The sequence below is a fragment of the Salmonella sp. FC25216 genome (assembly GCF_057751355.1).
On the sequence record NZ_JBDGON010000008.1, the window covers coordinates 55646 to 79610 of the forward strand.

At 51.9% G+C, this 23965-nt stretch carries 27 protein-coding genes; 15 read left to right on the forward strand and 12 right to left on the reverse strand.

Annotation, left to right across the window (positions count from 1 at the left end):
- Positions 1-227 precede the first annotated feature (227 nt).
- Positions 228-1733 carry a dipeptide/tripeptide permease DtpA gene (gene dtpA / locus AC3G3F_RS16775; protein ID WP_000100918.1) on the forward strand — a complete coding sequence of 502 codons (1506 nt, stop codon included), beginning with the start codon at positions 228-230 and terminating at the stop codon, positions 1731-1733.
- Between the two features lie 104 nt (positions 1734-1837).
- On the forward strand, positions 1838-2443 hold the full coding sequence (gstA, locus tag AC3G3F_RS16780; protein ID WP_053529770.1) for a glutathione transferase GstA: 606 nt from the start codon (positions 1838-1840) through the stop codon (positions 2441-2443).
- A gap of 58 nt (positions 2444-2501) precedes the next feature.
- On the opposite strand, the gene pdxY is transcribed toward gstA, so the two are convergent.
- The 5 genes from pdxY to anmK form a co-directional block, all read right to left on the reverse strand.
- Positions 2502-3362, reverse strand: a complete 861-nt coding sequence (gene pdxY / locus AC3G3F_RS16785; protein ID WP_000789736.1) for a pyridoxal kinase PdxY — start codon at positions 3360-3362, stop codon at positions 2502-2504.
- A gap of 59 nt (positions 3363-3421) precedes the next feature.
- Positions 3422-4696 carry a tyrosine--tRNA ligase gene (gene tyrS, locus AC3G3F_RS16790; RefSeq protein ID WP_053529771.1) on the reverse strand — a complete coding sequence of 425 codons (1275 nt, stop codon included), beginning with the start codon at positions 4694-4696 and terminating at the stop codon, positions 3422-3424.
- Between the two features lie 126 nt (positions 4697-4822).
- Positions 4823-5479 (reverse strand): pyridoxamine 5'-phosphate oxidase, encoded by a 657-nt coding sequence (gene pdxH, locus AC3G3F_RS16795; protein ID WP_023248113.1) that lies wholly within the window; start codon positions 5477-5479, stop codon positions 4823-4825.
- A 58-nt stretch (positions 5480-5537) separates the two neighbouring features.
- Positions 5538-5867: a C-type lysozyme inhibitor gene (gene mliC, locus AC3G3F_RS16800; protein WP_023248112.1), complete on the reverse strand. Its 330-nt coding sequence runs from the start codon at positions 5865-5867 to the stop codon at positions 5538-5540.
- Between the two features lie 87 nt (positions 5868-5954).
- Positions 5955-7076 (reverse strand): anhydro-N-acetylmuramic acid kinase, encoded by a 1122-nt coding sequence (gene anmK, locus AC3G3F_RS16805; RefSeq protein WP_053529772.1) that lies wholly within the window; start codon positions 7074-7076, stop codon positions 5955-5957.
- A 271-nt stretch (positions 7077-7347) separates the two neighbouring features.
- Here anmK and slyB point away from each other — a divergent pair, with 271 nt between their 5' ends.
- A complete protein-coding gene (gene slyB, locus AC3G3F_RS16810) occupies positions 7348-7815 on the forward strand; it encodes an outer membrane lipoprotein SlyB (RefSeq protein ID WP_023248110.1) in 468 nt (155 codons plus the stop codon).
- A gap of 47 nt (positions 7816-7862) precedes the next feature.
- On the opposite strand, the gene slyA is transcribed toward slyB, so the two are convergent.
- Entirely contained in the window at positions 7863-8303 is a 441-nt protein-coding gene (slyA, locus tag AC3G3F_RS16815; RefSeq protein ID WP_077918455.1) for a transcriptional regulator SlyA, read from the reverse strand.
- A 194-nt stretch (positions 8304-8497) separates the two neighbouring features.
- Here slyA and AC3G3F_RS16820 point away from each other — a divergent pair, with 194 nt between their 5' ends.
- From AC3G3F_RS16820 to AC3G3F_RS16830, 3 genes are read left to right on the forward strand one after another with little or no spacing between them, the layout of a single operon-like run.
- Positions 8498-8734 (forward strand): DUF1656 domain-containing protein, encoded by a 237-nt coding sequence (locus AC3G3F_RS16820; RefSeq protein WP_023248108.1) that lies wholly within the window; start codon positions 8498-8500, stop codon positions 8732-8734.
- A 2-nt stretch (positions 8735-8736) separates the two neighbouring features.
- Positions 8737-9597, forward strand: coding sequence for an efflux RND transporter periplasmic adaptor subunit (locus AC3G3F_RS16825; protein WP_053529773.1), 861 nt, complete (start codon positions 8737-8739; stop codon positions 9595-9597).
- On the forward strand, positions 9597-11636 hold the full coding sequence (locus AC3G3F_RS16830) for an FUSC family protein (RefSeq protein WP_023248106.1): 2040 nt from the start codon (positions 9597-9599) through the stop codon (positions 11634-11636). Before AC3G3F_RS16825 ends, AC3G3F_RS16830 begins: the two co-directional genes overlap by 1 nt.
- Here AC3G3F_RS16830 and sodC2 read toward each other — a convergent pair.
- The 3 genes from sodC2 to AC3G3F_RS16845 all read right to left on the reverse strand — a co-directional run bounded on the left by sodC2 (position 11612) and on the right by AC3G3F_RS16845 (position 13399).
- Positions 11612-12133 (reverse strand): superoxide dismutase [Cu-Zn] SodC2, encoded by a 522-nt coding sequence (gene sodC2, locus AC3G3F_RS16835; RefSeq protein WP_000826818.1) that lies wholly within the window; start codon positions 12131-12133, stop codon positions 11612-11614. The genes AC3G3F_RS16830 and sodC2 overlap by 25 nt on opposite strands.
- A 79-nt stretch (positions 12134-12212) precedes the next feature.
- The gene (locus AC3G3F_RS16840) at positions 12213-13109 is read right to left on the reverse strand and encodes an aldo/keto reductase (RefSeq protein WP_023248105.1); all 897 of its coding nucleotides are present in this window, start codon (positions 13107-13109) and stop codon (positions 12213-12215) included.
- 50 nt (positions 13110-13159) lie between these two features.
- Entirely contained in the window at positions 13160-13399 is a 240-nt protein-coding gene (locus AC3G3F_RS16845) for a DUF1289 domain-containing protein (protein ID WP_001663937.1), read from the reverse strand.
- Positions 13400-13501: 102 nt separating this feature from the next.
- On the opposite strand from AC3G3F_RS16845, the gene AC3G3F_RS16850 reads away from it, so the two are divergent.
- The 4 genes from AC3G3F_RS16850 to rnt all read left to right on the forward strand — a co-directional run bounded on the left by AC3G3F_RS16850 (position 13502) and on the right by rnt (position 16481).
- Complete coding sequence (locus tag AC3G3F_RS16850) at positions 13502-14101, forward strand: TetR/AcrR family transcriptional regulator (protein WP_023248104.1); 600 nt, start codon at positions 13502-13504, stop codon at positions 14099-14101.
- A gap of 58 nt (positions 14102-14159) precedes the next feature.
- Entirely contained in the window at positions 14160-15257 is a 1098-nt protein-coding gene (gene nemA / locus AC3G3F_RS16855; protein ID WP_488395378.1) for an N-ethylmaleimide reductase, read from the forward strand.
- Positions 15258-15325: 68 nt separating this feature from the next.
- A complete protein-coding gene (gene gloA / locus AC3G3F_RS16860; protein WP_001237787.1) occupies positions 15326-15733 on the forward strand; it encodes a lactoylglutathione lyase in 408 nt (135 codons plus the stop codon).
- Between the two features lie 100 nt (positions 15734-15833).
- Positions 15834-16481, forward strand: a complete 648-nt coding sequence (gene rnt, locus AC3G3F_RS16865; protein WP_001282270.1) for a ribonuclease T — start codon at positions 15834-15836, stop codon at positions 16479-16481.
- Positions 16482-16558: 77 nt separating this feature from the next.
- On the opposite strand, the gene grxD is transcribed toward rnt, so the two are convergent.
- Positions 16559-16906, reverse strand: coding sequence for a monothiol glutaredoxin 4 (grxD, locus tag AC3G3F_RS16870; protein WP_000108176.1), 348 nt, complete (start codon positions 16904-16906; stop codon positions 16559-16561).
- Between the two features lie 333 nt (positions 16907-17239).
- On the opposite strand from grxD, the gene AC3G3F_RS16875 reads away from it, so the two are divergent.
- A complete protein-coding gene (locus tag AC3G3F_RS16875) occupies positions 17240-18064 on the forward strand; it encodes a C40 family peptidase (protein WP_023248102.1) in 825 nt (274 codons plus the stop codon).
- Positions 18065-18190: 126 nt separating this feature from the next.
- On the forward strand, positions 18191-18772 hold the full coding sequence (gene sodB / locus AC3G3F_RS16880; RefSeq protein ID WP_070803546.1) for a superoxide dismutase [Fe]: 582 nt from the start codon (positions 18191-18193) through the stop codon (positions 18770-18772).
- Positions 18773-18854: 82 nt separating this feature from the next.
- Here the strand turns inward: sodB and cydH are convergent, their stop codons facing one another.
- A complete protein-coding gene (cydH, locus tag AC3G3F_RS16885) occupies positions 18855-18944 on the reverse strand; it encodes a cytochrome bd-I oxidase subunit CydH (protein WP_000102276.1) in 90 nt (29 codons plus the stop codon).
- Positions 18945-19239: 295 nt separating this feature from the next.
- On the opposite strand from cydH, the gene purR reads away from it, so the two are divergent.
- Complete coding sequence (gene purR, locus AC3G3F_RS16890) at positions 19240-20265, forward strand: HTH-type transcriptional repressor PurR (protein ID WP_000190992.1); 1026 nt, start codon at positions 19240-19242, stop codon at positions 20263-20265.
- On the opposite strand, the gene punR is transcribed toward purR, so the two are convergent.
- On the reverse strand, positions 20262-21194 hold the full coding sequence (punR, locus tag AC3G3F_RS16895) for a DNA-binding transcriptional activator PunR (protein WP_023248100.1): 933 nt from the start codon (positions 21192-21194) through the stop codon (positions 20262-20264). The two genes, purR and punR, sit on opposite strands and share 4 nt — an antisense overlap.
- Before the next feature lie 112 nt (positions 21195-21306).
- Between punR and punC the strand changes: the two genes are divergently transcribed.
- Both punC and cfa read left to right on the forward strand, forming a co-directional pair.
- Positions 21307-22512 carry a purine nucleoside transporter PunC gene (punC, locus tag AC3G3F_RS16900; RefSeq protein ID WP_063390404.1) on the forward strand — a complete coding sequence of 402 codons (1206 nt, stop codon included), beginning with the start codon at positions 21307-21309 and terminating at the stop codon, positions 22510-22512.
- Between the two features lie 289 nt (positions 22513-22801).
- Positions 22802-23950 carry a cyclopropane fatty acyl phospholipid synthase gene (gene cfa / locus AC3G3F_RS16905; protein WP_023248098.1) on the forward strand — a complete coding sequence of 383 codons (1149 nt, stop codon included), beginning with the start codon at positions 22802-22804 and terminating at the stop codon, positions 23948-23950.
- The last annotated feature ends 15 nt before the right edge of the window (positions 23951-23965 follow it).

Genomic DNA, 23965 nt, shown 5'->3' on the forward strand with positions numbered 1-23965 from the left:
TGCCATTCTTCAAATGAAAAAATTTAACTCTGGATAACATTTCTGACGCCGGACGATTCAACCAGAGGAGTTATATGTAACAGATTATTACAAAGGTCTTGTCTGGAGAGGAAAGATAGTGAACATTACCTGCCGTTTCCCCTCCAATATAACAATCGGACGGATGAGTCTGACTCATCACGCGCCAGACAATCCCTGTTAATACGGGGCGTAAAAAAGAGGTAAAAGTGTCTACTGCAAACAATAAACCAACTGAAAGCGTCAGTTTGAACGCTTTCAAACAACCGAAGGCGTTCTATCTCATCTTCTCGATAGAGTTATGGGAGCGTTTTGGTTATTACGGCCTGCAAGGCATTATGGCCGTCTACCTGGTAAAACAACTGGGTATGTCAGAAGCGGATTCCATCACCCTTTTCTCTTCCTTCAGTGCACTGGTGTACGGCCTGGTCGCGATTGGCGGTTGGTTAGGTGATAAAGTTCTGGGTACCAAACGCGTTATTATGCTGGGTGCCGTGGTGCTGGCTATCGGTTATGCGCTGGTCGCATGGTCTGGCCATGACGCTGGCGTCGTCTATATGGGCATGGCGGCTATCGCTGTGGGTAACGGTCTGTTTAAAGCTAACCCGTCTTCCCTGTTGTCTACCTGTTATGCGAAGGACGATCCGCGTCTCGACGGCGCTTTTACGATGTATTATATGTCCGTCAACATCGGCTCCTTCTTCTCTATGCTCGCGACGCCGTGGCTGGCGGCGCGTTATGGCTGGAGCACCGCGTTTGCGCTTAGCGTCGTCGGTATGCTGATAACCGTCGTTAACTTTGCTTTCTGCCAGCGCTGGGTGAAAAGCTACGGTTCCAAACCCGACTTTGAACCGATCAACTTCCGTAACCTGCTGCTGACGATCGTGGGCATTGTCGTGCTGATTGCGGTTGCCACCTGGCTGCTGCACAACCAGGATATCGCGCGTATGGTGCTGGGCGTAATCGCTCTTGGCATCGTCATTATCTTCGGTAAAGAAGCGTTTTCCATGCACGGCGCGGCTCGCCGTAAAATGATCGTCGCCTTTATTTTGATGCTGCAGGCGATTATCTTCTTTGTACTGTATAGCCAAATGCCGACGTCGCTGAACTTCTTTGCCATTCGTAACGTCGAGCACTCTATTCTCGGTATCGCTTTCGAACCGGAACAGTATCAGGCTCTGAACCCGTTCTGGATCATTATCGGCAGCCCGATTCTGGCCGCTATCTATAACAGGATGGGCGATACGCTGCCGATGCCGATGAAATTCGCCATTGGTATGGTGCTGTGTTCCGGCGCATTCCTGATTCTGCCGCTGGGCGCCAAATTTGCGAACGATGCTGGCATCGTATCCGTAAACTGGCTGATCGTGAGCTATGGTCTGCAAAGTATCGGTGAGCTGATGATCTCCGGTCTGGGACTGGCGATGGTCGCACAGTTGGTTCCGCAGCGTCTTATGGGCTTCATCATGGGTAGTTGGTTCCTGACAACGGCAGGCGCTAACATCATCGGCGGTTATGTCGCCAACCTGATGGCCGTGCCGAGTGACGTGACTGACCCACTGATGTCCCTGGAAGTCTATGGTCGCGTATTTATGCAGATTGGCGTAGCAACCGCAGTTATCGCCGTCCTGATGCTGCTGACAGCGCCTAAGCTGAACCGTATGACCCAGGACGATGATACCGCTGAGAAAGGCTCTAAAGCCGCTACAGTTTAATTTTCCGGGAAACAACATTCAGGCCGCTAACTGTGCGTTAGCGGCTTTTTTTTTGCCCGTCCCCGCACTACCATACTTTAAACCTCAGCAAAAAGGAGTTACCGATGAAACTGTTCTACAAACCGGGTGCCTGCTCTCTTGCTTCCCACATTATCCTGCGCGAAATTGGCAAAGACTTTACGCTTGATGGCGTCGATCTCGCAAAAAAACGCCTGGAAAACGGTGATGATTACCTGGCAGTAAACCCTAAAGGACAGGTTCCGGCTCTGCTTCTGGATGACGGCACGCTGTTGACTGAAGGCGTCGCCATTATGCAGTACCTCGCCGACAGCGTCCCCGACCGACAGCTTCTGGCGCCTGTAAGTAGCCTTGCTCGCTATCATACGCTGGAATGGCTCAACTATATTGCAACGGAACTGCATAAAGGTTTTACCCCGCTGTTCCGCCCTGACACGCCGGAAATGCTTAAACCCGCCGTTCGCGCCGGTCTGGAAAAGAAATTTCAGTATGTTGATGAGTCGCTTTCAGACGACCAGTGGATTTGCGGCCAGCGTTTTACCATCGCAGACGCTTATCTGTTTACCGTATTGCGTTGGGCATATGGCGTAAAACTGAATATGGACGGGTTAACGCATATTGAAAGTTATATGCAGCGTGTCGCGGAAAGACCGACCATTGCGGCAGCGCTTAAAGCGGAAGGACTGAATTAATGTCATGTTGCCGGATAGCTCGCAGTACCGCCATCCGGCATCTTTTCAGCAGCAATAATTAGAGCCGCGTTGCGCTGAAGTAATGTTCAGGATTAGCGATCCGATCCTGGGCCGCCACGACCTGCAGTTCGTACTCCTGCATCGTTTTGGTGGCGATCATAATCTCATATACTGCCGCCGTAACGTGCTCCAGCGCCTGCTGCAACGTCGCGCCCTGCAAAAGTTTGACCAGCAATAAACCACTGGTGACATCGCCAACGCCAACCGGCTGACGTGAGCCGAAATCCACCAGCGGACGGCTAATATGCCAGGCTTCCTGCGCTGTCACCAGCAGCATTTCAAAGCGTTCTGAACTGTAACCGGCACGGGCGAGATGTTTTACCAGTACAATCTCTGGCCCCTGAGCAATCAGTTCACGCGCCGCCTGCACGGCGTCATTCACATTATTAACGCTATGTTTGCTGAGAATTTCCAGTTCAATCAGGTTAGGCGCGATAATATCGCTGGCGGGTAGCGCATAACGCACATGGAACTCTGCGACGCCGGGCGCCACGATACAGCCCTTTTCCGGATGCCCCATCACAGGATCGCAGAAATATTTTGCCTGCGGATTTGCCGCTTTAACCTGGCGCACAATACCGAGAATGTGTTCTCCCTGCTCGGCAGATCCCAGGTAACCGCTAAGTACGGCGTCGCAGTGCGCTAACTGACCAATGTCCGCAATCCCCTGGACAATCTCAGTCAGATGGCTGGGCGGCATGACACAGCCGGTCCATTTACCATATTGCGTGTGGTTAGAAAACTGAACGGTATTCAGCGGCCAAACATTCGCGCCAAGACGACGCATGGGAAATTCGGCAGCGCTGTTGCCCGCATGTCCGAAAACAACATGGGACTGGATAGCGAGGATATTCTTCATTTTTTTACCTGAACATCAAAAATAAGGGAGTGATTTCTCACTCCCTGTTACTTAATGCCTTATTTCCAGCAAATCAGACAATAGTTCTTTTTGCCGCGACGCAATAAGGTATAGCGGCCAAACAGACGGTCCTCATCGTTAAAGATGTATTCAGGATCGGATTGTTTTTCACTATTGATAGTGACTGCGTTGGAGGCGATAGTCTTACGCGCCTGACCACGCGACGGCTGGAGTTCGGCGTCTACCAGCGCCTGCATCAGATCGGTGCCTTTTTCCAGTTCGATCATCGGCACGCCGTCCTGAGCGAGTTGCTCAAAATCCGCTTCGCTCAGTTCGCCCAGGTTGCCGTTAAAGAGGCTTTCAGTAATACGTTTTGCCGCAACCAGCCCCTCTTCGCCGTGAACCAGACGCGTCACCTGCTCGGCCAGCACATACTGAGCGCGCGGCGCTTTACCGCTGTTTTTATCTTCTTCTTCCAGGGCATTGATCTCTTCAATGTCCATAAAAGTGAAGAATTTCAGGAAACGATAAACATCGGCATCCGCGGTATTAATCCAGAACTGGTAGAATTTGTACGGACTGGTTTTCTTCGGGTCCAGCCAGACAGCGCCGCCTTCGGTTTTACCAAATTTCGTGCCGTCAGCTTTGGTGATCAGCGGAACGGTCAAACCAAATACCTGATTCTGGTGAAGACGACGGGTCAGGTCGATACCGGAAGTGATGTTCCCCCACTGGTCAGAACCGCCAATCTGTAAGGCAACGCCGTGCAGTTTATTCAGACAAGCGAAGTCGTACCCCTGTAGCAGGTTATAAGAGAACTCCGTGAAAGAGATACCCTGATCGTCACGGTTCAGACGCTGCTTCACCGCTTCTTTGTTGATCATCTGATTAACGGAAAAATGTTTACCGATATCGCGCAGGAAAGTCAGCACATTCATGCTGCCGAACCAGTCATAGTTATTGGCCGCGATGGCGGAGTTTTCGCCGCAATCAAAGTCCAGGAATGGGGCAACCTGTTTACGAATTTTCGCCACCCACTCCTGAACGGTCTCTTCAGTGTTCAGTTTACGCTCGGCGGCTTTAAAGCTCGGGTCGCCAATCAGACCGGTCGCTCCGCCTACCAGCGCAACAGGTTTATGCCCTGCCTGCTGGAAGCGTTTCAGGCATAACAATGGAACCAGATGCCCCAAATGCAAGCTGTCAGCGGTAGGATCGAAGCCGCAATAGAGCGCGATCGGGCCTTGCGCCAGTCGCTCTGCCAACGCGTCTTCGTCCGTCACCTGGGCTACCAGCCCCCGCTCTTGCAATTGTTTAATCAAGTTACTGCTTGCCATCAAAATCTCCATGTATAAAACGACTGCACCTTTGCCGGTACACGACTTTTCGCCAGACGCGAAAGAGACATAGCATAAAACGGCGGATTCATCCGCACCAGTGCTTAAAACAAGAATTTTGCATCTTTAGGGCGCAAGACGGTCGATTTTCCACGCGCCGTCGTCGCGTTGGTATAAAAAGCGATCGTGCAGACGATGTTCGCCGCCCTGCCAGAACTCCATCTGTTCGATACTCACGCGAAAACCGCCCCAGAAGCTGGGCAACGGAACTTCGCCCTGTTGAAACTTCTGCTTGAGCTCCAGGAATTTGCTTTCAAGGATACCGCGCGCGGAAATGCGGCTGGATTGTTTAGAGACCCATGCGCCGATCTGGCTATCACGCGGACGGCTGTGGAAATACCTCACCACCTCAAGTGTGGAGAGACGCTCGGCTTTGCCTGTCACCATCACCTGGCGTTCAAGCATATGCCAGGGAAATAACAGACTGATACGCGGATTGTGCTCAATTTGATGCGCCTTGCGGCTTCCCAGGTTGGTATAAAAGACCAGGCCTTTTTCGTCATAATGCTTGAGCAACACAATACGCTGGTACGGTTGCCCCTTGTCATCTACGGTCGCTACAACCATTGCCGTCGGATCGGCCAGCCGGGCGTCGCACGCCTGCCCAAGCCAGCGCTCAAACAAGATTAACGGTTCAGCGGGTAAATCGCGGCGACGCAAGCCGCCTTTCGTGTATTCACGGCGCAGATGCGCGATCTGCTGCAATTGGTCGTTATCAGACATGGCGTTGATCAGAAATAATCAGTGGGTGGCGCTATTGTGCGCCCCCGTAATGAAAATCTCAACGCTTCGGATTTTGTAACTGACAGTTATTTAGCACAATTCTGTCTCGTTTATAGACTGTGGCACGCTCACCTTGCGACCAGAAAACATAAATCCCGTCGGTATAACGCGCGCCCGAGGCCGAGATTCCTTGCTTCAGGGCCAGCAGCTTATTGTCATAAACAAAACTGACTTCTTCACGCGGGTTATTGACTTTAACGGTAAGCGGCTTCTCATCACACTGGTATTCCAGTGTATCCGTTTGCATACGTTCAACAAATTGTTGATAAACGCTACAGCCGGTCAGAAGCACAGGTAAACACATTATTACTATCTTTTTCATAGGTATATCCCGAAAGCTCTCCTGCTTCTGGAGGGGCAAACGCCCCTTCCTGACCTTCCTAGTTTACCGATATATCGTCCGGGAAAAATTCAGTTAACTCTGAGTTCTTGGGTTAGCAGGGTAAACAGCGCCTAAAACACTGGCTTCTGTAGCGCCCGTCACGGAAGGTAAATTTCCCGGCAGGCCCGCGAGGGTTCGCCATGCAAGCCATGCAAAAGCCAACGCCTCCATATCATCGCCACTGATCCCCGCCTTATCGGTGGTCGAAACCTCGATACCCGGCAACAGCGCTGCCAGACGAGCCATCACTAACGGATTCCGGCTTCCGCCGCCACAGACCATCAGCCGCTCGCAGCCGCCGTTGAGCAGCACCTGTTGGGCGATGGAGACCGCCGTCAGCTCAGCCAGCGTGGCCTGTACATCGCGCGCGCCTGCGCCGGGGAAAGCCATAAGGTGACGATCTAACCAGCCATAGTTGAAGTATTCGCGTCCTGTACTTTTGGGCGCCGACGCAGCAAAGTACGGATCGCTCAACATTTTTTGCAGCAATGGAAGAATAACCTGACCTTCTTTCGCCCATGCCGCGTCTTTGTCGTAGGGCTGCGCGCATTGCCGCCAAATCCACGCATCCATCAACATATTGCCCGGCCCCGTATCGTATCCGCGCACCGCCTGCCCGGGGAAAAGCAGAGATAAATTGGCGATACCGCCGATATTCAGGACCATCCGTTTTTCCGTCGGATGTCCCAACAGCGCGTGATGAAAAGCGGGCACCAGCGGCGCGCCTTGTCCGCCCAGCGCAATATCCCGCCGCCGAAAATCGCCGACCACCGTAATCCCCGTATGGGCGACGATATGATTATTATCGCCAATTTGCAGAGTATGCGGGGCATCTCCGCTCGGTTCATGCCAGACCGTTTGCCCATGACAACCAATGGCGACGATATCCCGCGGCTGCAAACGTTGTTGCGCTAACAGCGCATTAACCGCCTGTGCAAAAAGCCGGCCTAACTGGGTATCAAGCTGACCGAGTTGCGAGAGCGTAAGCGGCTGCCCCTGACAAATATCAAGAATGCCTTTTTTCAGATGAACGGGAATAGGCCAGGTGAGACTTGCCTGTTGCGCAACCATTGTTTCATCAATTGCCGCCAGTACAACATCAACGCCATCAAGGCTGGTTCCGGACATAACGCCAATAAAACGGCCCGATTTCATACCTCTTCCTTTTAAGCTGGGTTAAGCCTTAACACTCGGCATAACGTATTTTGACATGCTATGCCTGCGTCACGTTTTTTGCCGTGCCGTCCACGGATATCAATAACCTATCTTTTCTTGCTTCCCACTTCGTTTAAGGTTAGTTAATGAACTTCTGATTATGATTTTTACATTCTTTCAGCAGAAGATATGACCTTAACTGCATAAATGCCATATAATTTAGCTATAGGGATGCTGAAATAGCGTTTCGTGAAGAACAGGAGATTGGTAAATGATTAAACGTGTACTGGCCGTTTCACTGATGGGGTTATCCTTAGCTGGATGTGTTAACAATGATAGCCTTTCGGGCGATGTGTATACCGCATCCGAGGCTAAACAAGTTCAGAATGTAACGTACGGTACTATCGTTAACGTTCGTCCGGTTCAAATTCAGGGCGGTGATGATTCTAACGTGATTGGCGCTATCGGCGGCGCGGTGTTGGGCGGATTCCTCGGCAACACTATCGGCGGCGGTACTGGTCGTTCACTGGCGACCGCGGCAGGCGCGGTGGCTGGCGGCGTAGCGGGCCAGGGCGTCCAGGGCGCAATGAATAAAACCCAGGGTGTGGAACTGGAAATTCGTAAAGACGATGGCAACACCATTATGGTTGTGCAGAAACAAGGAAATACGCGTTTCGCGGCAGGTCAGCGTGTCGTGCTGGCCAGCAACGGCAGCCAGGTTACTGTCTCTCCACGCTAAAACAGGCTTTACGTGTGGTCACATGACCACACGTATGCCCCTGCGCCTCAATCGTGAGAGTGCAATTCCATAATGTTGTGTTCAAGTTTGGCGATAAGTTTAATCAGAAGCTCAATCTCCTCTGAAGAAATCCCGTCCAAAATTTCACCGCGCGTTTTATGAATGACCGCTTCCATCTCGGTGATCAGCGGCTCCGCTTTCTCAGTCAGTTTAATGCGCTTAGCGCGACGATCGCTAGCGCAGGTTTGCCGCGAAATTAGCCCCTTATCTTCAAGTTGATCCAACGTGCGTACCAGCGATGGCTGCTCAATGCCTATCGCTTTAGCCAATTGAATCTGCGACTGGTCAGGCGGCAATTGATGAATATTGTGCAGCGTGACCCAATGTGTCTGCGTCAATTCCAGAGGCTTGAGGCGATGGTCAATCAGAGCACGCCAAATGCGCACCAACCGTGCCAGATCAGAACCTAGTGGCGATTCCAATTTCATCTCCTTATAATTAGCTTGCTAAGTTATTATACTGATTTTAGAATAGTGTGCAGTATTTGCATTCTCAAAACAAATGTATTGCTAAATTTGCTTACCAATAGACATTTTTTCAGACATAGTGCGCAATCGGCACCTATAGCTTCGGTTTTGGCTAAAACTAAAGCATCGTCGTCTGACGCAAAGGAACATTGCTTGTGAAGTGTATACTCAACGCCACAGGATTGCCCTTACAAGATCTCATGTTGGGAGCATCTGTTTACTTTCCGCCGTTCTTTAAAGCCTTCGCGCTTGGATTCGTTATCTGGTTGTTTATTCACCGACTCCTGCGTGAATGGATATACTCTGGTGAAATCTGGCATCCCCTGTTAATGGATCTCTCCCTCTTTACGCTTTGCGTGTGTCTGGGCCTCGTTTTACTGATCGCGTGGTAAATATGTCATTAAAAACAATAAAATATTTTTCTACTCTCATTGTCGCCGTCATCGCCGTTCTGGCCGCGTGGTGGTTATGGAATTACTATATGCAGTCGCCGTGGACGCGCGATGGTAAAATCCGCGCGGAACAGGTCAGCGTAACGCCGCAGGTCTCTGGCAGCATTACCCAACTCAATGTCAAAGATAATCAGTTCGTCAACGCGGGGGACATTCTTTTTGTCATTGATAAAACGCCCTTCCATATTGCGGAACTTAACGCGCAGGCGCAGTTGGCCAAAGCGCACTCCGATCTGGCAAAAGCGAATAATGAAGCCGAGCGACGTCGACATTTATCGCGTAACTACATTTCTGCTGAAGATCTGGATAGCGCCAATCTGAATGTTAAAGCGATGCAAGCCAGCGTAGATGTCGCACTGGCAACGTTAAAACAGGCGCAGTGGCAGCTTAGCCAGACAGAAGTAAAAGCGCCGGTATCCGGCTGGGTGACCAACCTTTCCACGCGTACCGGTGATTATGCCAGTACCGGTAAGCCGCTTTTCGCATTGGTAGATAGCCATTCATTTTATGTAATGGGATATTTCGAAGAAACCAAACTACGCCATATTCACGAAGGGGAGCCAGCATTAATAACGCTGTATAGTGGCAATATTAAGTTACAGGGTCACGTTGGCAGTATCGGGCGCGCTATTTACGACCAAAGCGTGGAGAGCGATTCCGGTTTAGTACCAGATATCAAACCCAACGTGCCGTGGGTACGTCTGGCGCAACGCGTTCCGGTGCGTATCGAATTTGACGCTTTGCCGCAGGATATCACGCTGGTCTCCGGCACTACCTGTAGCGTGGCGATTGGACACCGGTAATGAAACTCTCCCTGCCGGCACTGCGAAATACGCCCTGGGTTAAAGCAACCTCCGGCCAGTGGCGTTACGCGTTGCGTAATACTATTGCCATGTGTCTCGCGCTGACATTCGCTTATTATCTCAATCTGGATGAGCCCTACTGGGCGATGACTTCGGCCGCAGTGGTGAGCTTTCCGACCGTAGGCGGCGTAATCAGTAAAAGTCTGGGGCGTATTGCCGGGAGTTTACTCGGCGCGACCGCTGCGTTGATTATTGCCGGCCATACGCTAAATGAACCCTGGTTGTTCTTGTTTAGCATGGCCGCCTGGATCGGTTTTTGTACCTGGGCCTGCGCGCATTTTACCAATAATGCCGCTTATGCTTTCCAGTTGTCCGGCTACACGGCGGCGATCATCGCGTTCCCGATGGTCAATATTGTAGAAATCACGCAGTTGTGGGATATCGCCCAGGCGCGCGTATGTGAAGTTATCGTCGGCATCCTCTGCGGCGGCATGATGATGATGATTCTGCCCAGCACGTCGGATGGCACCGCCCTGCTCACCGCGTTGAAAAACATGCATGCGCGCTTGCTGGAACATGCCAGTCTACTTTGGCAGCCGGATACCACCGACGCCATCCGCTCAGCGCATGAGGGCGTCATTGGGCAAATCCTGACCATGAACCTGTTGCGTATTCAGGCTTTCTGGAGTCATTACCGTTTTCGCCGCCAGAATGCGTTGCTCAATTCATTGTTACATCAGCAATTACGGCTAACCAGCGTGATCTCCAGTCTGCGTAGAATGCTTTTAAACTGGCCGACGCCGCCGGAAAACAGCCGCGAAGTCATTGAACAACTCTTAGCTGCGCTGGCGAAACCGCGCGCGGACAGCTACACCGTGGCGCGGATTATTGCGCCGCTACGCCCGCAGGATGAACAGGATTATCGTCGCCTCGCGTTCTGGCAGCGATTACGCTATTTTTGCCAGTTATACCTGCGCAGCAGCCGCCAGTTATATCTAATCGAAAACGGTGCGCCGGTGGATAAAATCAACATCCGCCGCACTCCTGGCCTTGCGCGGCATACGGATAACGCAGAGGCCATCTGGAGCGGTGTGCGTACCTTTTGTACGCTCACGGTTATTGGCGCCTGGAGTATTGGCGCACAATGGGAATCAGGGTCCGGCGCATTAACACTGGCGGCGATCAGTTGCGTCCTCTACTCCATCGTCGCCACGCCGTTTAAGTCGCTCTCCTTATTGATGCGAACTTTAGTGCTGCTGTCCTTATTCAGTTTCGTGGTGAAATTTGGCCTGATGGTGCAAATCACCGATCTGTGGCAATTCTTACTTTTCCTTTTTCCGCTGTTCGTCACGATGCAACTGCTTAAACTACAGATGCCTAAGCTGGCGGGACTGTGGGGGCAGCTTATTGTCTTTATGGGCTCGTTCATCGCCGTGACCAATCCGCCAGTGTACGATTTCGCCGACTTCCTTAACGATAATACCGCTAAGATCGTCGGCGTCGCGATTTCCTGGCTGGCGTTTGCGATTTTGCGTCCCGGTTCCGATGCCGTAAAAAGTCGCCGCCATATCCGCGCGCTACGCCGGGATTTCGTCGATCAGCTTAGCCGTCACCCTTCCCATAGCGAAAGCGAGTTTGAATCGCTAACCTATCATCACGTCAGTCAGCTCAGTAACAGCCAGGATGCGCTGGCGCGCCGGTGGTTATTACGTTGGGGAGTGGTATTGCTGAACTGCTCGCATGTGGTGTGGCAGCTACGCGCCTGGGAGTCGCGTTCCGATCCGCTTTCCCGGGTGCGGGATATTTGTATCTCCCTGCTGCGCGATGTGATGAGCGAGCGCGGCGTGCAACAACGTCCGCTTGCCGCCACGCTACAGGAATTACAGCGTATCTGTGACACGCTCGCGCATCATCATCAACCCGCAGCGCATGAGCTGGCGGCGATTATCTGGCGTTTACACTGTTCGCTGTCACAGCTGGAGCAGGCGTCAGCGCAGGGAACGCTGTCTCCGGGTTATTTAATGACGCCGCAGGCGTAACGCGTCCCGCCGCCGCCAAGCGGTTTCGGTTGATCGGACATATTATCGCCGCCCACATGGATCATTAGCGCTTTATCTTTCACTTCATCAAGAGACTTCAGACGCGGCGCAGTAACCGGTTCGGTAGCGATACCATCATTATTAACGACTAACACCGGGAGATCGCCCAGATGTCCCTGGCCCTCCGGTCCTTCATGCTTGCCGGTATTTTGTGGGTCCAGATGACCACCAGCGGCTTCTGCCGCAACCGCTTTGCCATCTTTAATCGCGGGCTGGCAGCTACCTTTGGCATGAATGTGAAAACCATGCTCGCCAGGCGGTAACGCTTTAAGGTGCGGGGTAAATTTTAAGCCGCCTTCGGTTTCATCGATGACCACGGTGCCGATAGACTGTCCTACGCCTTGCGCCGTCACCAGATTCATCTCTACTTTCTCGCTTGCGGCCTGCGCACCCGCACAGGCCAGCAGCGTCACCATTGCTAAACTTAATCGCTTCATAAAACCTCCGTTACAAGTGGTAGCCTGTTAAGTGTAAACCACTGGCGGAAACATGAACGGAAAGTCAACGAGTTGGCGATTACGGCACGTCATAGCCCAATGCCGCCTTGCGGATTCGGAACCACTGTTGACGCGACAATGACAGCGTTTCCGCTTCTACCGCAGCGCGTACGCGTTCGATTTTACCCGAGCCAATAATCGGCAGCGGCTGCGACGGCAAACGTAAAATCCAGGCATAGACCACCTGTTCAATAGAACTGGCGTTGAGTTCTTGCGCGATAACGGAAAGCTCCTGTCGTAATGGCTGATAAGTCTCATCATTAAACAGCCGACCGCCGCCAAGACATGACCAGGCCATCGGACGAATACGCAGTTGCTGTAATTGATCTAATGTGCCGTCCAGCAACAAAGGCTGGTGAACTGGCGAGATCTCCACCTGGTTGGTCGCCAGGGTAAAAGGCAGGCGCGATTGCAGCAACGTAAATTGCGCTGGCGTAAAATTAGAGACGCCAAAATGGCGTACTTTGCCGCTTTGGTGCAGATGTTGAAACGCCTCGGCCACGTCATCCGCATCCATTAACGGATCGGGACGGTGGATTAGCAACATATCCAGATAATCTGTCGCCAGATTTTTTAATGATTGTTCTGCGCTCAGAATAATATGGTGGCGATCGGTAATATAATGACCGAGTTTATTTTCCGCTCTGGCGGTGGTCGCAATACCGCATTTGGTAACGATTTGCAGTCTTTCCCGCAAATACGGCGCCAACGTTAACGCCTCACCAAACGCTGCTTCGCACTGATAACCACCATAAATATCCGCATGGTCAACGGTAGTGACGCCCAAATCCAGATGTTCTTCGATAAAACTCACTAACTGACGCGCGGACATATTCCAGTCCATCAAACGCCAGTAACCCATAACAAAACGCGAAAACTCCGGGCCTTGTGGAGCGATGGTGACACGCTGAACCATAACAGATTCCTCATAGAGAATAATGAGGTTGAGTATACGCAATTCCGCGTTTAAAAGAGTGAGGGTTGTTGAGGATCTTCCGCTGGGAGGGGCTTGTTTGCGCGTATTTTACGCAAGAAACGCTGGCGACAAAGCCGCAGTACATTTTGTTTCTCGGCATCGCTCATTTTTTGCCAGTTAAAGCGTTCGTCGCGACTGCGCATACATCCCCGACAAAAGCCACGCTCATCAGACTGGCAGATACCGCGACATGGGCTTGCTACAGGAAAAAACTCCAACTGCTCGGCCACATCCCCTCCTCAACGTTTGACGCTTATGACTATTGAAGACGCTAACTGGCATTATGGCAACTCTGCTTGCTGTAGACCGACTGGTCTACTATACTGCCTGTCATGAATAAGCAAACCGAATACGATACTCGCGAACATCTGCTGGCCACCGGTGAGCAACTATGTATGCAACGGGGTTTTACCGGCATGGGTCTTAGCGAGTTACTCAAAACCGCTCAGGTGCCTAAAGGATCGTTTTATCACTACTTTCGCTCGAAAGAAGCCTTCGGCGTCGCCATGCTGGAGCGACATTACGCCTGCTATCATCAGCGTCTTACGGCGCACTTTACCTCCGGTCCCGGTAATCATCGCGATCGTCTTCTCACCTGGTATCAGGAAACGTTGAATCAGTTTTGTCAGCAAGGCACCATCAGCGGCTGCCTGACGGTGAAACTGTCAGCGGAAGTCTGCGATCTGTCGGAGGATATGCGCTCTACTATGGATAAAGGGGCGCAGGAGATCATTGCACTGCTCGCGCGCGCGCTGGAAAACGGTCGCAATAGCCACTGTTTACATTTCACCGGCCAGCCGTTGCCACAGGCGCAGGTGCTTTACGCCCTGTGGTTGGGCGCCAATTTACAGGCCAAAATATCCCGTAGCGCCGCGCCGCTGGAAAATGCGTTGGCGCATGTTAAGACCATCATTACAACGCCTGAGCAGTAACAGGCGTTTTCATTTCCTTTATTACAAGACGACCGGTCTACTTATACCAGGAGCCACTATGTCATCAGCAAAACTGTTTACCCCCCTCAAGGTGGGCGCCATCACGGCGACAAACCGGGTATTTATGGCGCCTTTGACGCGTTTGCGGAGTATTGAACCGGGCGATATTCCTACGCCGTTAATGGCGGAATATTACCGTCAACGCGCCAGCGCCGGATTGATCATCAGCGAAGCCACGCAAATCTCCGCACAGGCGAAAGGTTACGCCGGCGCGCCGGGATTACACCGCGATGAGCAGATCGCTGCCTGGAAAAAAATCACTCAGGGAGTGCATGCTCAGGGCGGTCATATTGCGGTACAACTGTGGCATACAGGCCGTATTTCACACGCCAGCCTGCAACCAGGCGGACAAGCGCCTGTCGCGCCATCCGCTATCAATGCGGGAACCCGCACCTCTTTGCGTGATGAAAACGGTCAGGCAATCCGCGTAGAAACTTCCACACCGCGCGCGCTGGATACTCACGAGATCCAGGGGATCGTCAACGACTTCCGCCAGGCTATCGCCAATGCCCGAGAAGCAGGCTTCGATCTGGTGGAGCTGCACTCCGCGCACGGTTATCTGCTACATCAGTTCCTCTCACCTTCTTCTAATCACCGTACCGATCAGTACGGCGGCAGCGTAGAGAATCGCGCCCGTCTGGTGCTGGAAGTGCTTGATGCCGGCATTGAGGAATGGGGCGCGGATCGTATCGGCATCCGCCTTTCTCCTGTCGGCACTTTCCAGAATGTCGATAACGGCCCAAATGAAGAAGCCGATGCCCTCTATCTTATTGAAGCGTTAGGCAAACGCGGCATTGCTTATCTGCATATGTCTGAACCAGACTGGGCGGGCGGCACGCCTTATAGCGAAGCATTCCGTAAAAAAATCCGCGCGTGTTTCCCCGGTCCCATCATCGGCGCTGGCGCCTATACGCCAGAAAAAGCGGAAACGCTGATCGAAAAAGGGCTGATTGACGCCGTAGCGTTTGGTCGCGATTACATCGCTAACCCGGATCTGGTGGCGCGTCTGCAACGTAACGCGAAACTCAATCCACAGCGTCCCGAAAGTTTTTATGGCGGCGGCGAGGAAGGCTACACTGACTACCCTACTCTGTAATTCCATTGATAGCGGCCTCACATCGCCGCTATACTTTGAATATCTTGACTATTTTAAGGACAACGAAAATGCGTTTATTGCATACTATGCTGCGCGTCGGCGACTTGCAGCGTTCCATCGCTTTTTACACTAACGTTCTGGGCATGAAACTGCTGCGTACCAGTGAGAATCCGGAATACAAATACTCGCTGGCCTTTGTGGGATATGGTCCGGAAACGGAAGAAGCGGTCATCGAACTTACCTATAACTGGGGCGTTGAGAGCTACGACATGGGCAATGCGTATGGGCACATCGCGCTGAGCGTTGACAATGCCGCTGAAGCCTGTGAACGTATTCGTCAGAACGGCGGCAACGTGACCCGTGAAGCAGGGCCGGTGAAAGGCGGTTCAACCATCATCGCCTTCGTTGAAGATCCGGATGGCTATAAAATCGAATTGATTGAAGCTAAAGACGCAGGCCGCGGTCTGGGTAACTGATTCCCCGTCGGGCGCAGGTCACTGTGCCCGTTGTTTTACTGCATCCCGGCGTAAAATTTGCCATAATGCGCGCTGCATTTTTTCGTATTAAGAGACTCAGATGTCCGATAACGCTCAACTTTCCGGTCTGTGCGACCGTTTTCGTGGTTTTTATCCTGTCGTCATCGACGTTGAAACTGCAGGGTTTAACGCTAAAACCGATGCGCTGCTCGAAATCGCCGCCATCACGCTGAAAATGGATGAACAAGGCTGGCTGATGCCGGACATGACGCTGCATTTCCATGTGGAGCCGTTCGCTGGAGCCAACTTACAGCCGGAAGCGCTCGCGTTTAACGGTATCGATCCCTCTAACCCACTACGCGGCGCGGTGAGTGAATATGAGGCGCTACATGCTATTTTCAAAATGGTGCGTAAAGGTATCAAAGAAAGTGGCTGTAGCCGCGCCATTATGGTCGCGCATAACGCCACTTTTGATCACAGTTTTATGATGGCCGCCGCAGAGCGCGCCTCGCTGAAACGTAACCCGTTTCATCCGTTCGTCACCTTTGATACCGCGGCATTGAGCGGACTGGCGCTGGGACAAACGGTGTTGTCAAAAGCGTGCCTGGCGGCGGGTATGGAGTTTGACGGCGAAAAGGCCCACTCTGCTTTGTATGATACCGAGCGGACAGCGGTGCTGTTTTGTGAAATCGTCAATCGCTGGAAGCGCCTGGGCGGCTGGCCGTTACCCTTGCCGACAGACAAATAACGTGGCTAACGACGCCGCTTTTGCTCACTATGACGGTAAAAAAGCGACCTTTACAGGTCGCTTTCCCCTTTCACAGATTATTCTGCGTCCGGCTCCTGAGTTTTATATTTTGCGGCAGTTTCTTTAATAAGCTGCTGCAACTCGCCACGCTGATACATTTCAATCACAATATCACACCCGCCGACCAGCTCGCCATCCACCCACAGTTGTGGGAATGTCGGCCAGTTGGCGTATTTCGGTAATTCTGCGCGAATATCCGGGTTTTGCAGGATATCAACATAGGCAAAACGTTCCCCACAGGCGGAAAGCGCCTGAACGGCCTGCGCAGAGAAACCACAGCTTGGCAGTTTTGGTGAACCTTTCATATACAGGAGAATCGGGTTTTCAGCGATCTGGCGCTGGATTTTTTCGATAGTGGTGCTCATTGTCTCGCTTCCTTAACTTCTTTTACGACCGAAGCCTGTCATTGTAACGGGTCAGGCTGGCAACGGAAAATAACATTTTCATCATGCCTTATTATTTTACCGTCTGCGGGAATAAGTTGCATACAAAATATCTTTTAAGCGGGTTGCCACGCAGTGATTCGTAGATAACGCGTTCGTGTTTAGCATTAATTGCTATTTTTTTTACATCTGTTAACGAAACACAGCTTCAGAAACCAAAAGCAATTACCAATCTGTGCTTTTGTAGATTAGAATTATCAGGTTTTGTAAATCATACGCAGGCATGATCGCCTGCCTTTAACAGAGGATTGCTCAGTGGCGCGGATAAACAAAATCTCGATCACGCTCTGTGCTTTACTTTTTACTACTCTCCCTTTTACGCCAATGGCCCATGCTTCCAGGCAAGCCAAAGCGACGCCTGCTGTTTCTCATGTCACTAAAACGGCAGATAAAAAGAAAAGCACAACGCCCAAACAGATCAGTAAGACCAACAAAAAAAACGTAAAAACAACCTCAAAAACCAGCCGTTCTTCTTCCGCTTCTACGCCAAAACGTACCATCGCTTCCACGAAATCTCGTCATACGACTCATCGCCGTAACAGAACCGCGCCCACGTCAATCGCCGCCCTCGACGTGACGGAAAAATGCACGACGCGTAAAGGCCGTAAGCCGCACTGCGTGAAGGGGAAAGGAACATTGCCGCTCTCTATTGCCGATGCGCATCGGACTAAAGTACAAAAAGCGACGAAAACCGCGATGTCCAAGCTCATGAATCAGATTGGTAAGCCGTATCACTGGGGAGGCGCGTCGCCGCGCACCGGTTTTGATTGCAGCGGTCTGGTTTATTATGCCTATAAAGATTTAGTGAAGATCCGTATCCCCCGAACGGCGAATGAGATGTATCACCTGCGTGACGCGGCGCCCATTGAGCGCAGCGAGTTGAAAAACGGCGATCTGGTGTTCTTCCGTACGCAGGGGCGCGGCACCGCCGATCACGTTGGCGTCTATGTCGGCAACGGTAAGTTTATCCAGTCTCCGCGCAGCGGTCAGGAAATTAAGATCACCTCGCTGAACGAAGAATACTGGCAGCGCCATTATGTCGGCGCCCGCCGGGTGATGACCCCTAAAACAATTCGCTAATATTTTATCCTGTCGTTTAACGACAGGATAACTTCTTCTTTTGCGCCCCCGCTCAATTTGCTACCCTATCCTTACGCGCACCAGGGTTATTGTGCGTGCGCAATATTAATAATAAGGAGAGAAGCAATGTCGTTCGAATTACCTGCATTACCGTATGCCAAAGATGCTCTGGCGCCGCATATTTCTGCTGAGACGCTGGAATATCACTATGGCAAACATCATCAGACTTACGTGACCAATCTTAATAATTTGATCAAAGGCACGGCGTTTGAAGGCAAATCGCTGGAAGAGATCGTGCGTGCTTCCGAAGGCGGCATCTTTAATAACGCCGCTCAGGTGTGGAACCATACGTTCTACTGGAACTGCCTGGCACCAAATGCTGGCGGCGAACCGACCGGGAAACTGGCTGATGCTATCGCGGCATCTTTTGGCAGCTTCGCGGAATTTAAAACGCAGTTCACAGATGCCGCTATCAAAAACTTTGGTTCCGGCTGGACATGGCTGGTAAAAGGCGCTGATGGCAAACTGACTATCGTCTCTACCTCAAATGCCGGTACGCCGCTGACCACAGATGCGACGCCGTTGCTGACGGTTGATGTGTGGGAACACGCGTATTACATCGACTACCGCAACGCCCGTCCAAACTATCTGGAGCATTTTTGGGCGCTGGTTAACTGGGAATTTGTCGCGAAAAATCTCGCCGCATAAGTCTGAGCACGCAGAAGGTACGCCTTCTGCGTTTTAGAGAGGGATAGAATAGAGGAAACGCCCTCCCTCAGAAGAGAGGAAATCAGTGCAGAGCGGCCGTTAATCCACCTGCGACAATCAAGCCCAGAACAATAAGCGTAGTGATCAACGAAAATTTCAGGTCGGTACTCATCAAGTTTTCTCCTTTTTATTCCCACACAAAAAGTGATATAGCGCATTTTTGCACATTCCCGCACAAAAATCTCTCATGTTTTATATTGATAACTGTTTTTAACGCTTCCCCTTTTCCTCAAGATCAGACAAAATTCCAGGCTTACTGAATTAGCGTAACGGCCATTGACCCCTTCCTGACGTTCCGTGTCGTTTTTCCGGCATGCCGCAACCCTGACGTTGCGATTAGGGTGTGTGTAGGCAAACGTTTACCTGGCGTTTCTCAGGAGCTTAGCGAGGGTCTGGAGTGAAATGTAATGGCAACAATTAAAGATGTAGCGAAACGAGCAAACGTTTCCACTACAACTGTATCACACGTAATCAACAAAACGCGTTTTGTCGCTGAAGAAACGCGTAACGCGGTCTGGGCGGCGATTAAAGAGCTGCACTACTCTCCCAGCGCCGTCGCGCGTAGCCTGAAGGTCAACCATACCAAATCGATAGGCTTACTGGCGACCAGCAGCGAAGCGGCCTATTTTGCAGAAATTATCGAGGCGGTTGAAAAAAACTGCTTCCAGAAAGGCTATACGCTGATTTTGGGCAACGCCTGGAATAACCTGGAAAAACAGCGCGCCTACCTGTCCATGATGGCGCAAAAGCGCGTGGATGGCCTGCTGGTGATGTGTTCTGAGTACCCGGAACCTCTGCTTTCCATGCTGGAAGAGTATCGCCATATTCCGATGGTGGTGATGGACTGGGGTGAAGCGAAGGCCGATTTTACCGATACGGTGATTGATAACGCCTTTGCAGGCGGCTATATGGCGGGTCGTTATCTGGTTGAACGCGGTCACCGGGATATCGGCGTTATTCCCGGTCCGCTGGAGCGCAACACCGGCGCGGGTCGGCTGGCAGGCTTCATGAAGGCAATGGAGGAGGCGTTGATCAACGTGCCAGACAACTGGATTGTTCAGGGCGACTTCGAGCCGGAGTCCGGTTACCACGCGATGCAGCAAATCTTATCGCAGTCACATCGCCCTACCGCCGTTTTCTGCGGCGGCGATATTATGGCGATGGGCGCGCTTTGCGCGGCAGACGAAATGGGGCTTCGCGTACCGCAGGACGTTTCGGTGATCGGTTATGACAATGTGCGTAACGCCCGCTTCTTTACCCCGGCGCTGACGACGATTCACCAGCCCAAAGACTCTTTAGGCGAAACCGCATTTAATATGCTATTGGATCGCATCGTCAATAAGCGCGAAGAGTCACAGTCTATTGAAGTTCATCCACGCCTGGTTGAGCGTCGCTCGGTCGCTGACGGCCCGTTCCGCGACTATCGACGTTAATCCCCGCTGTCGGGAGCCTCTTCAGGCTCCCGCAACCACTCCCGATTCAACGTTTCGCTATCGCCCAAATAATCCAGCAGCCATGCCAGCGCGGGCGAGGCCTCGTTTTGCTGCCACGTCAGGCAACAGGCCGCATCGGGAAACGGATTCTCTAACGTCAGCGCCACCCATTTTCCGCTGTCTATCCACTGTCGGGCAAAGTGCGTCGGCACCATTCCCACGCATAATCCTGCTGACAGGCAGGTTGCCGATGACTCCCAGTCCGGTACTACAACCCTTTTTTGGTTATCCAGTAACCAGGTAATCCGTTTCGGTAAGGTTCGCGAGGTATCTTCTCTGACCAGCGACGGCCAGTTGCGCAGGGTATCATCGCTTAACGGTCCCGGCATCGCCGCCAGCGGGTGATCGCTTGCCACTACGCAACTCCAGCTCAGGGTACCCATATCCCGAAAAGCATAACGTCCCCCTACCGGAATCGCCTGCGTCGCCCCAATAGCCAGTTCGACTCGCCCGTCGGAGAGCGCGTCCCAGACGCCGTTAAACACCTCCTGAAAAACCAGCAGTTCCACATCGTCAAAATGGCGATAGAAATCGACGATCATCTGCCGGGTACGTTCTGGTCTGACGATATTATCCACCGCAATAGCCAACTGCCCGCGCCAGCCATTAGCAATTTGCTGACACTGTTGACGAGTGATCTGCATTTTTTTGATAACAGAACGCCCTTCTTTTAAAAACCAGACGCCAGCAGGCGTAAGTTCAACATCACGGTGACGTCGTACAAAAAGCGGTACGGCCAGCCACTCCTCTAACTGACGAACGGTGTAACTGACTGCCGAAGGCACACGGTGCAGTTCCTGCGCCGCCGCGCTAAAACTGCCATTGCGCGCCACGGCGTCAACCACTTCAAGCGAGTATTCCGACCACATAATTTGCCTACAAAAATTTTGAATTCACTGGACAAATATTAACGTTTCACAACCGTAATTTCACTCCCTACACTCTGCGACAATGTCTGTCTGATAAGAAAGAGAAACAAATATGCAACCTGGAAAAGGTTTTTTAGTCTGGTTAGCCGGTCTTAGCGTGCTGGGGTTTCTGGCTACGGACATGTACCTGCCCGCGTTTGCCGCCATACAGGCGGATTTACAAACGCCTGCTGCCGCTGTCAGCGCCAGCCTCAGCCTGTTTTTAGCTGGCTTTGCCGTCGCACAACTACTCTGGGGACCGCTATCGGATCGTTATGGCCGTAAACCGATTTTACTGCTGGGGTTATCCATCTTTGCGCTCGGAAGTCTGGGGATGCTGTGGGTAGAAAGCGCGGCAGCACTGCTGACGCTACGCTTTGTGCAGGCCGTCGGCGTTTGTGCGGCAACGGTAATCTGGCAAGCGCTGGTGACCGATTATTATCCTTCGCAAAAAATTAATCGTATCTTCGCCACTATCATGCCACTGGTAGGACTATCCCCGGCGCTTGCGCCCTTACTGGGAAGCTGGATACTGACGCATTTCTCATGGCAGGCGATTTTCGCCACTCTGTTTGCGATTACGTTGTTGCTGATGTTGCCAGCGCTGCGCTTAAAACCATCGGTAAAAGCACATGCCGAGGGACAGGATAAACTCACTTTTGCGACGTTGCTACGCTCTAAAACCTATCGCGGTAATGTACTGATTTATGCCGCCTGTTCCGCCAGCTTTTTTGCGTGGTTAACGGGTTCCCCGTTCATTCTCAGCGCGATGGGTTACAGCCCGGCAGTGATTGGCCTGAGCTATGTTCCTCAAACCATCGCTTTTCTGATTGGCGGATATGGCTGCCGCGCGGCGCTACAAAAATGGCAGGGTTACCAATTGCTTCCGTGGCTGTTAGGGCTGTATGCGCTGAGCGTTATCGCCACCTGGGGAGCGGGCTTCCTGAATAATGCCTCACTGGTGGAGATCCTGATTCCGTTCTGCGTAATGGCGATTGCTAATGGCGCAATCTACCCTATCGTCGTCGCGCAAGCGTTACGCCCTTTCCCTCAAGCCACGGGGCGTGCTGCGGCGCTGCAAAATACGCTGCAACTGGGGTTATGTTTCCTGGCAAGCCTGGTGGTTTCATGGCTCATCAGCACGCCGCTGCTGACCACCACCAGCGTAATGCTCTTTACCGTTGTTCTGGCGGCGTTAGGCTACAAAATGCAGTCTCATGCAGCGTGCAATGAGGCCGGATTTGCGCATGCCGATGTCGCCCACGAGAAGTCTCACTAGAGGTTTGTTAATCCCGAGTAATTAGCACGCTAACAATTTTCGGTTGAATCATCAAAAATTGCGGCCTATACTGATTCCCGGTTGTTTATATTACGATAATTATTAGGCATTAACGGGAACCGGAGCGTTCCCGATTCACCACGGATGGCCTTTTCGGCAAGGGTTCCTCCCTTCCTCTGTTCTACGTCGGATAACTGGCTCACGGAATTGTCCGTGGGATTTCTCACAAAGCCAAAAAAGCGTCTACGCTGTTTTAAGGTTCTGATCACCGTCCAGTGATGGAGAAGCTATGAGTTCATCGTGTATAGAAGAAGTCAGCGTACCGGATGATAACTGGTACCGAATCGCCAACGAATTGTTAAGTCGTGCGGATATTACAATTAATGGTTCCGCCCCGTCTGATATTCGTGTTAAGAATCCCGATTTTTTTAAACGCGTCCTGCAGGAAGGCTCGTTGGGATTAGGTGAGAGTTACATGGATGGCTGGTGGGAATGCGAGCGTCTGGATATTTTCTTCAGCAAAGTCTTACGTGCCGGTCTTGAAAATCAACTCCCCCACCATGTTAAAGATACGCTCCGCATCCTCGGCGCGCGTCTGATTAATCTACAAAGTAAAAAACGCGCCTGGATTGTCGGCAAGGAACATTACGATCTTGGTAATGACCTTTTTTCCCGTATGCTTGATCCCTATATGCAATATTCTTGCGCCTACTGGAAAGATGCCGATACGCTTGAAGCTGCACAGCAAGCCAAGCTGAAATTAATTTGCGAAAAGCTACAGCTACAGCCAGGGATGCGTGTGCTGGATATCGGCTGCGGCTGGGGCGGCCTGTCGCAATATATGGCGACCCATTATGGCGTTAGCGTGGTGGGCGTAACAATCTCCGCTGAACAGCAAAAAATGGCGCAGACGCGTTGTGAGGGTCTGGATGTTTCCATTCTCCTGCAAGATTATCGTGACCTTAACGATCAGTTTGACCGAATCGTCTCCGTCGGCATGTTCGAACATGTCGGGCCGAAAAACTACAACACCTATTTTGAGGTTGTCGACAGGAATTTAAAACCGGATGGTCTTTTCCTGCTCCATACTATTGGTTCTAAAAAAACCGATCATAATGTCGATCCGTGGATCAATAAGTATATTTTCCCCAACGGTTGCTTGCCGTCTGTTCGTCAAATCGCCGAGGCCAGCGAATCACACTTTGTAATGGAAGACTGGCATAACTTTGGCGCCGACTACGACACGACTCTGATGGCGTGGCATGAGCGCTTTATCAATGCCTGGCCGGAAATTGCGGGCAATTATAACGAGCGCTTCAAACGTATGTTCAGTTATTATCTCAACGCCTGCGCCGGTGCGTTTCGCGCCCGTGATATCCAGCTTTGGCAGGTCGTATTTACACGCGGCGTTGAAAACGGTCTGCGCGTTCCTCGCTAATCACCGCCCCCGCAT

Excerpts from the sequence above, each read along its gene's own strand:
- slyB (WP_023248110.1), top strand. The coding sequence starts at position 7,348 with ATGATTAAACGTGTACTGGCCGTTTCACTGATGGGGTTATCCTTAGCT.
- AC3G3F_RS16850 (WP_023248104.1), top strand. The coding sequence starts at position 13,502 with ATGAATAAGCAAACCGAATACGATACTCGCGAACATCTGCTGGCCACC.
- gloA (WP_001237787.1), top strand. The coding sequence starts at position 15,326 with ATGCGTTTATTGCATACTATGCTGCGCGTCGGCGACTTGCAGCGTTCC.
- pdxY (WP_000789736.1), bottom strand. The coding sequence starts at position 3,362 with ATGAAGAATATCCTCGCTATCCAGTCCCATGTTGTTTTCGGACATGCG.
- AC3G3F_RS16840 (WP_023248105.1), bottom strand. The coding sequence starts at position 13,109 with ATGGTTCAGCGTGTCACCATCGCTCCACAAGGCCCGGAGTTTTCGCGT.
- cydH (WP_000102276.1), bottom strand. The coding sequence starts at position 18,944 with ATGAGTACCGACCTGAAATTTTCGTTGATCACTACGCTTATTGTTCTG.
- anmK (WP_053529772.1), bottom strand. The coding sequence starts at position 7,076 with ATGAAATCGGGCCGTTTTATTGGCGTTATGTCCGGAACCAGCCTTGAT.
- AC3G3F_RS16830 (WP_023248106.1), top strand. The coding sequence starts at position 9,597 with ATGAAACTCTCCCTGCCGGCACTGCGAAATACGCCCTGGGTTAAAGCA.
- rnt (WP_001282270.1), top strand. The coding sequence starts at position 15,834 with ATGTCCGATAACGCTCAACTTTCCGGTCTGTGCGACCGTTTTCGTGGT.
- sodB (WP_070803546.1), top strand. The coding sequence starts at position 18,191 with ATGTCGTTCGAATTACCTGCATTACCGTATGCCAAAGATGCTCTGGCG.
- sodC2 (WP_000826818.1), bottom strand. The coding sequence starts at position 12,133 with ATGAAGCGATTAAGTTTAGCAATGGTGACGCTGCTGGCCTGTGCGGGT.
- nemA (WP_488395378.1), top strand. The coding sequence starts at position 14,160 with ATGTCATCAGCAAAACTGTTTACCCCCCTCAAGGTGGGCGCCATCACG.
- AC3G3F_RS16825 (WP_053529773.1), top strand. The coding sequence starts at position 8,737 with ATGTCATTAAAAACAATAAAATATTTTTCTACTCTCATTGTCGCCGTC.
- punR (WP_023248100.1), bottom strand. The coding sequence starts at position 21,194 with ATGTGGTCGGAATACTCGCTTGAAGTGGTTGACGCCGTGGCGCGCAAT.
- slyA (WP_077918455.1), bottom strand. The coding sequence starts at position 8,303 with ATGAAATTGGAATCGCCACTAGGTTCTGATCTGGCACGGTTGGTGCGC.
- tyrS (WP_053529771.1), bottom strand. The coding sequence starts at position 4,696 with ATGGCAAGCAGTAACTTGATTAAACAATTGCAAGAGCGGGGGCTGGTA.
- cfa (WP_023248098.1), top strand. The coding sequence starts at position 22,802 with ATGAGTTCATCGTGTATAGAAGAAGTCAGCGTACCGGATGATAACTGG.
- pdxH (WP_023248113.1), bottom strand. The coding sequence starts at position 5,479 with ATGTCTGATAACGACCAATTGCAGCAGATCGCGCATCTGCGCCGTGAA.
- punC (WP_063390404.1), top strand. The coding sequence starts at position 21,307 with ATGCAACCTGGAAAAGGTTTTTTAGTCTGGTTAGCCGGTCTTAGCGTG.
- purR (WP_000190992.1), top strand. The coding sequence starts at position 19,240 with ATGGCAACAATTAAAGATGTAGCGAAACGAGCAAACGTTTCCACTACA.
- grxD (WP_000108176.1), bottom strand. The coding sequence starts at position 16,906 with ATGAGCACCACTATCGAAAAAATCCAGCGCCAGATCGCTGAAAACCCG.
- gstA (WP_053529770.1), top strand. The coding sequence starts at position 1,838 with ATGAAACTGTTCTACAAACCGGGTGCCTGCTCTCTTGCTTCCCACATT.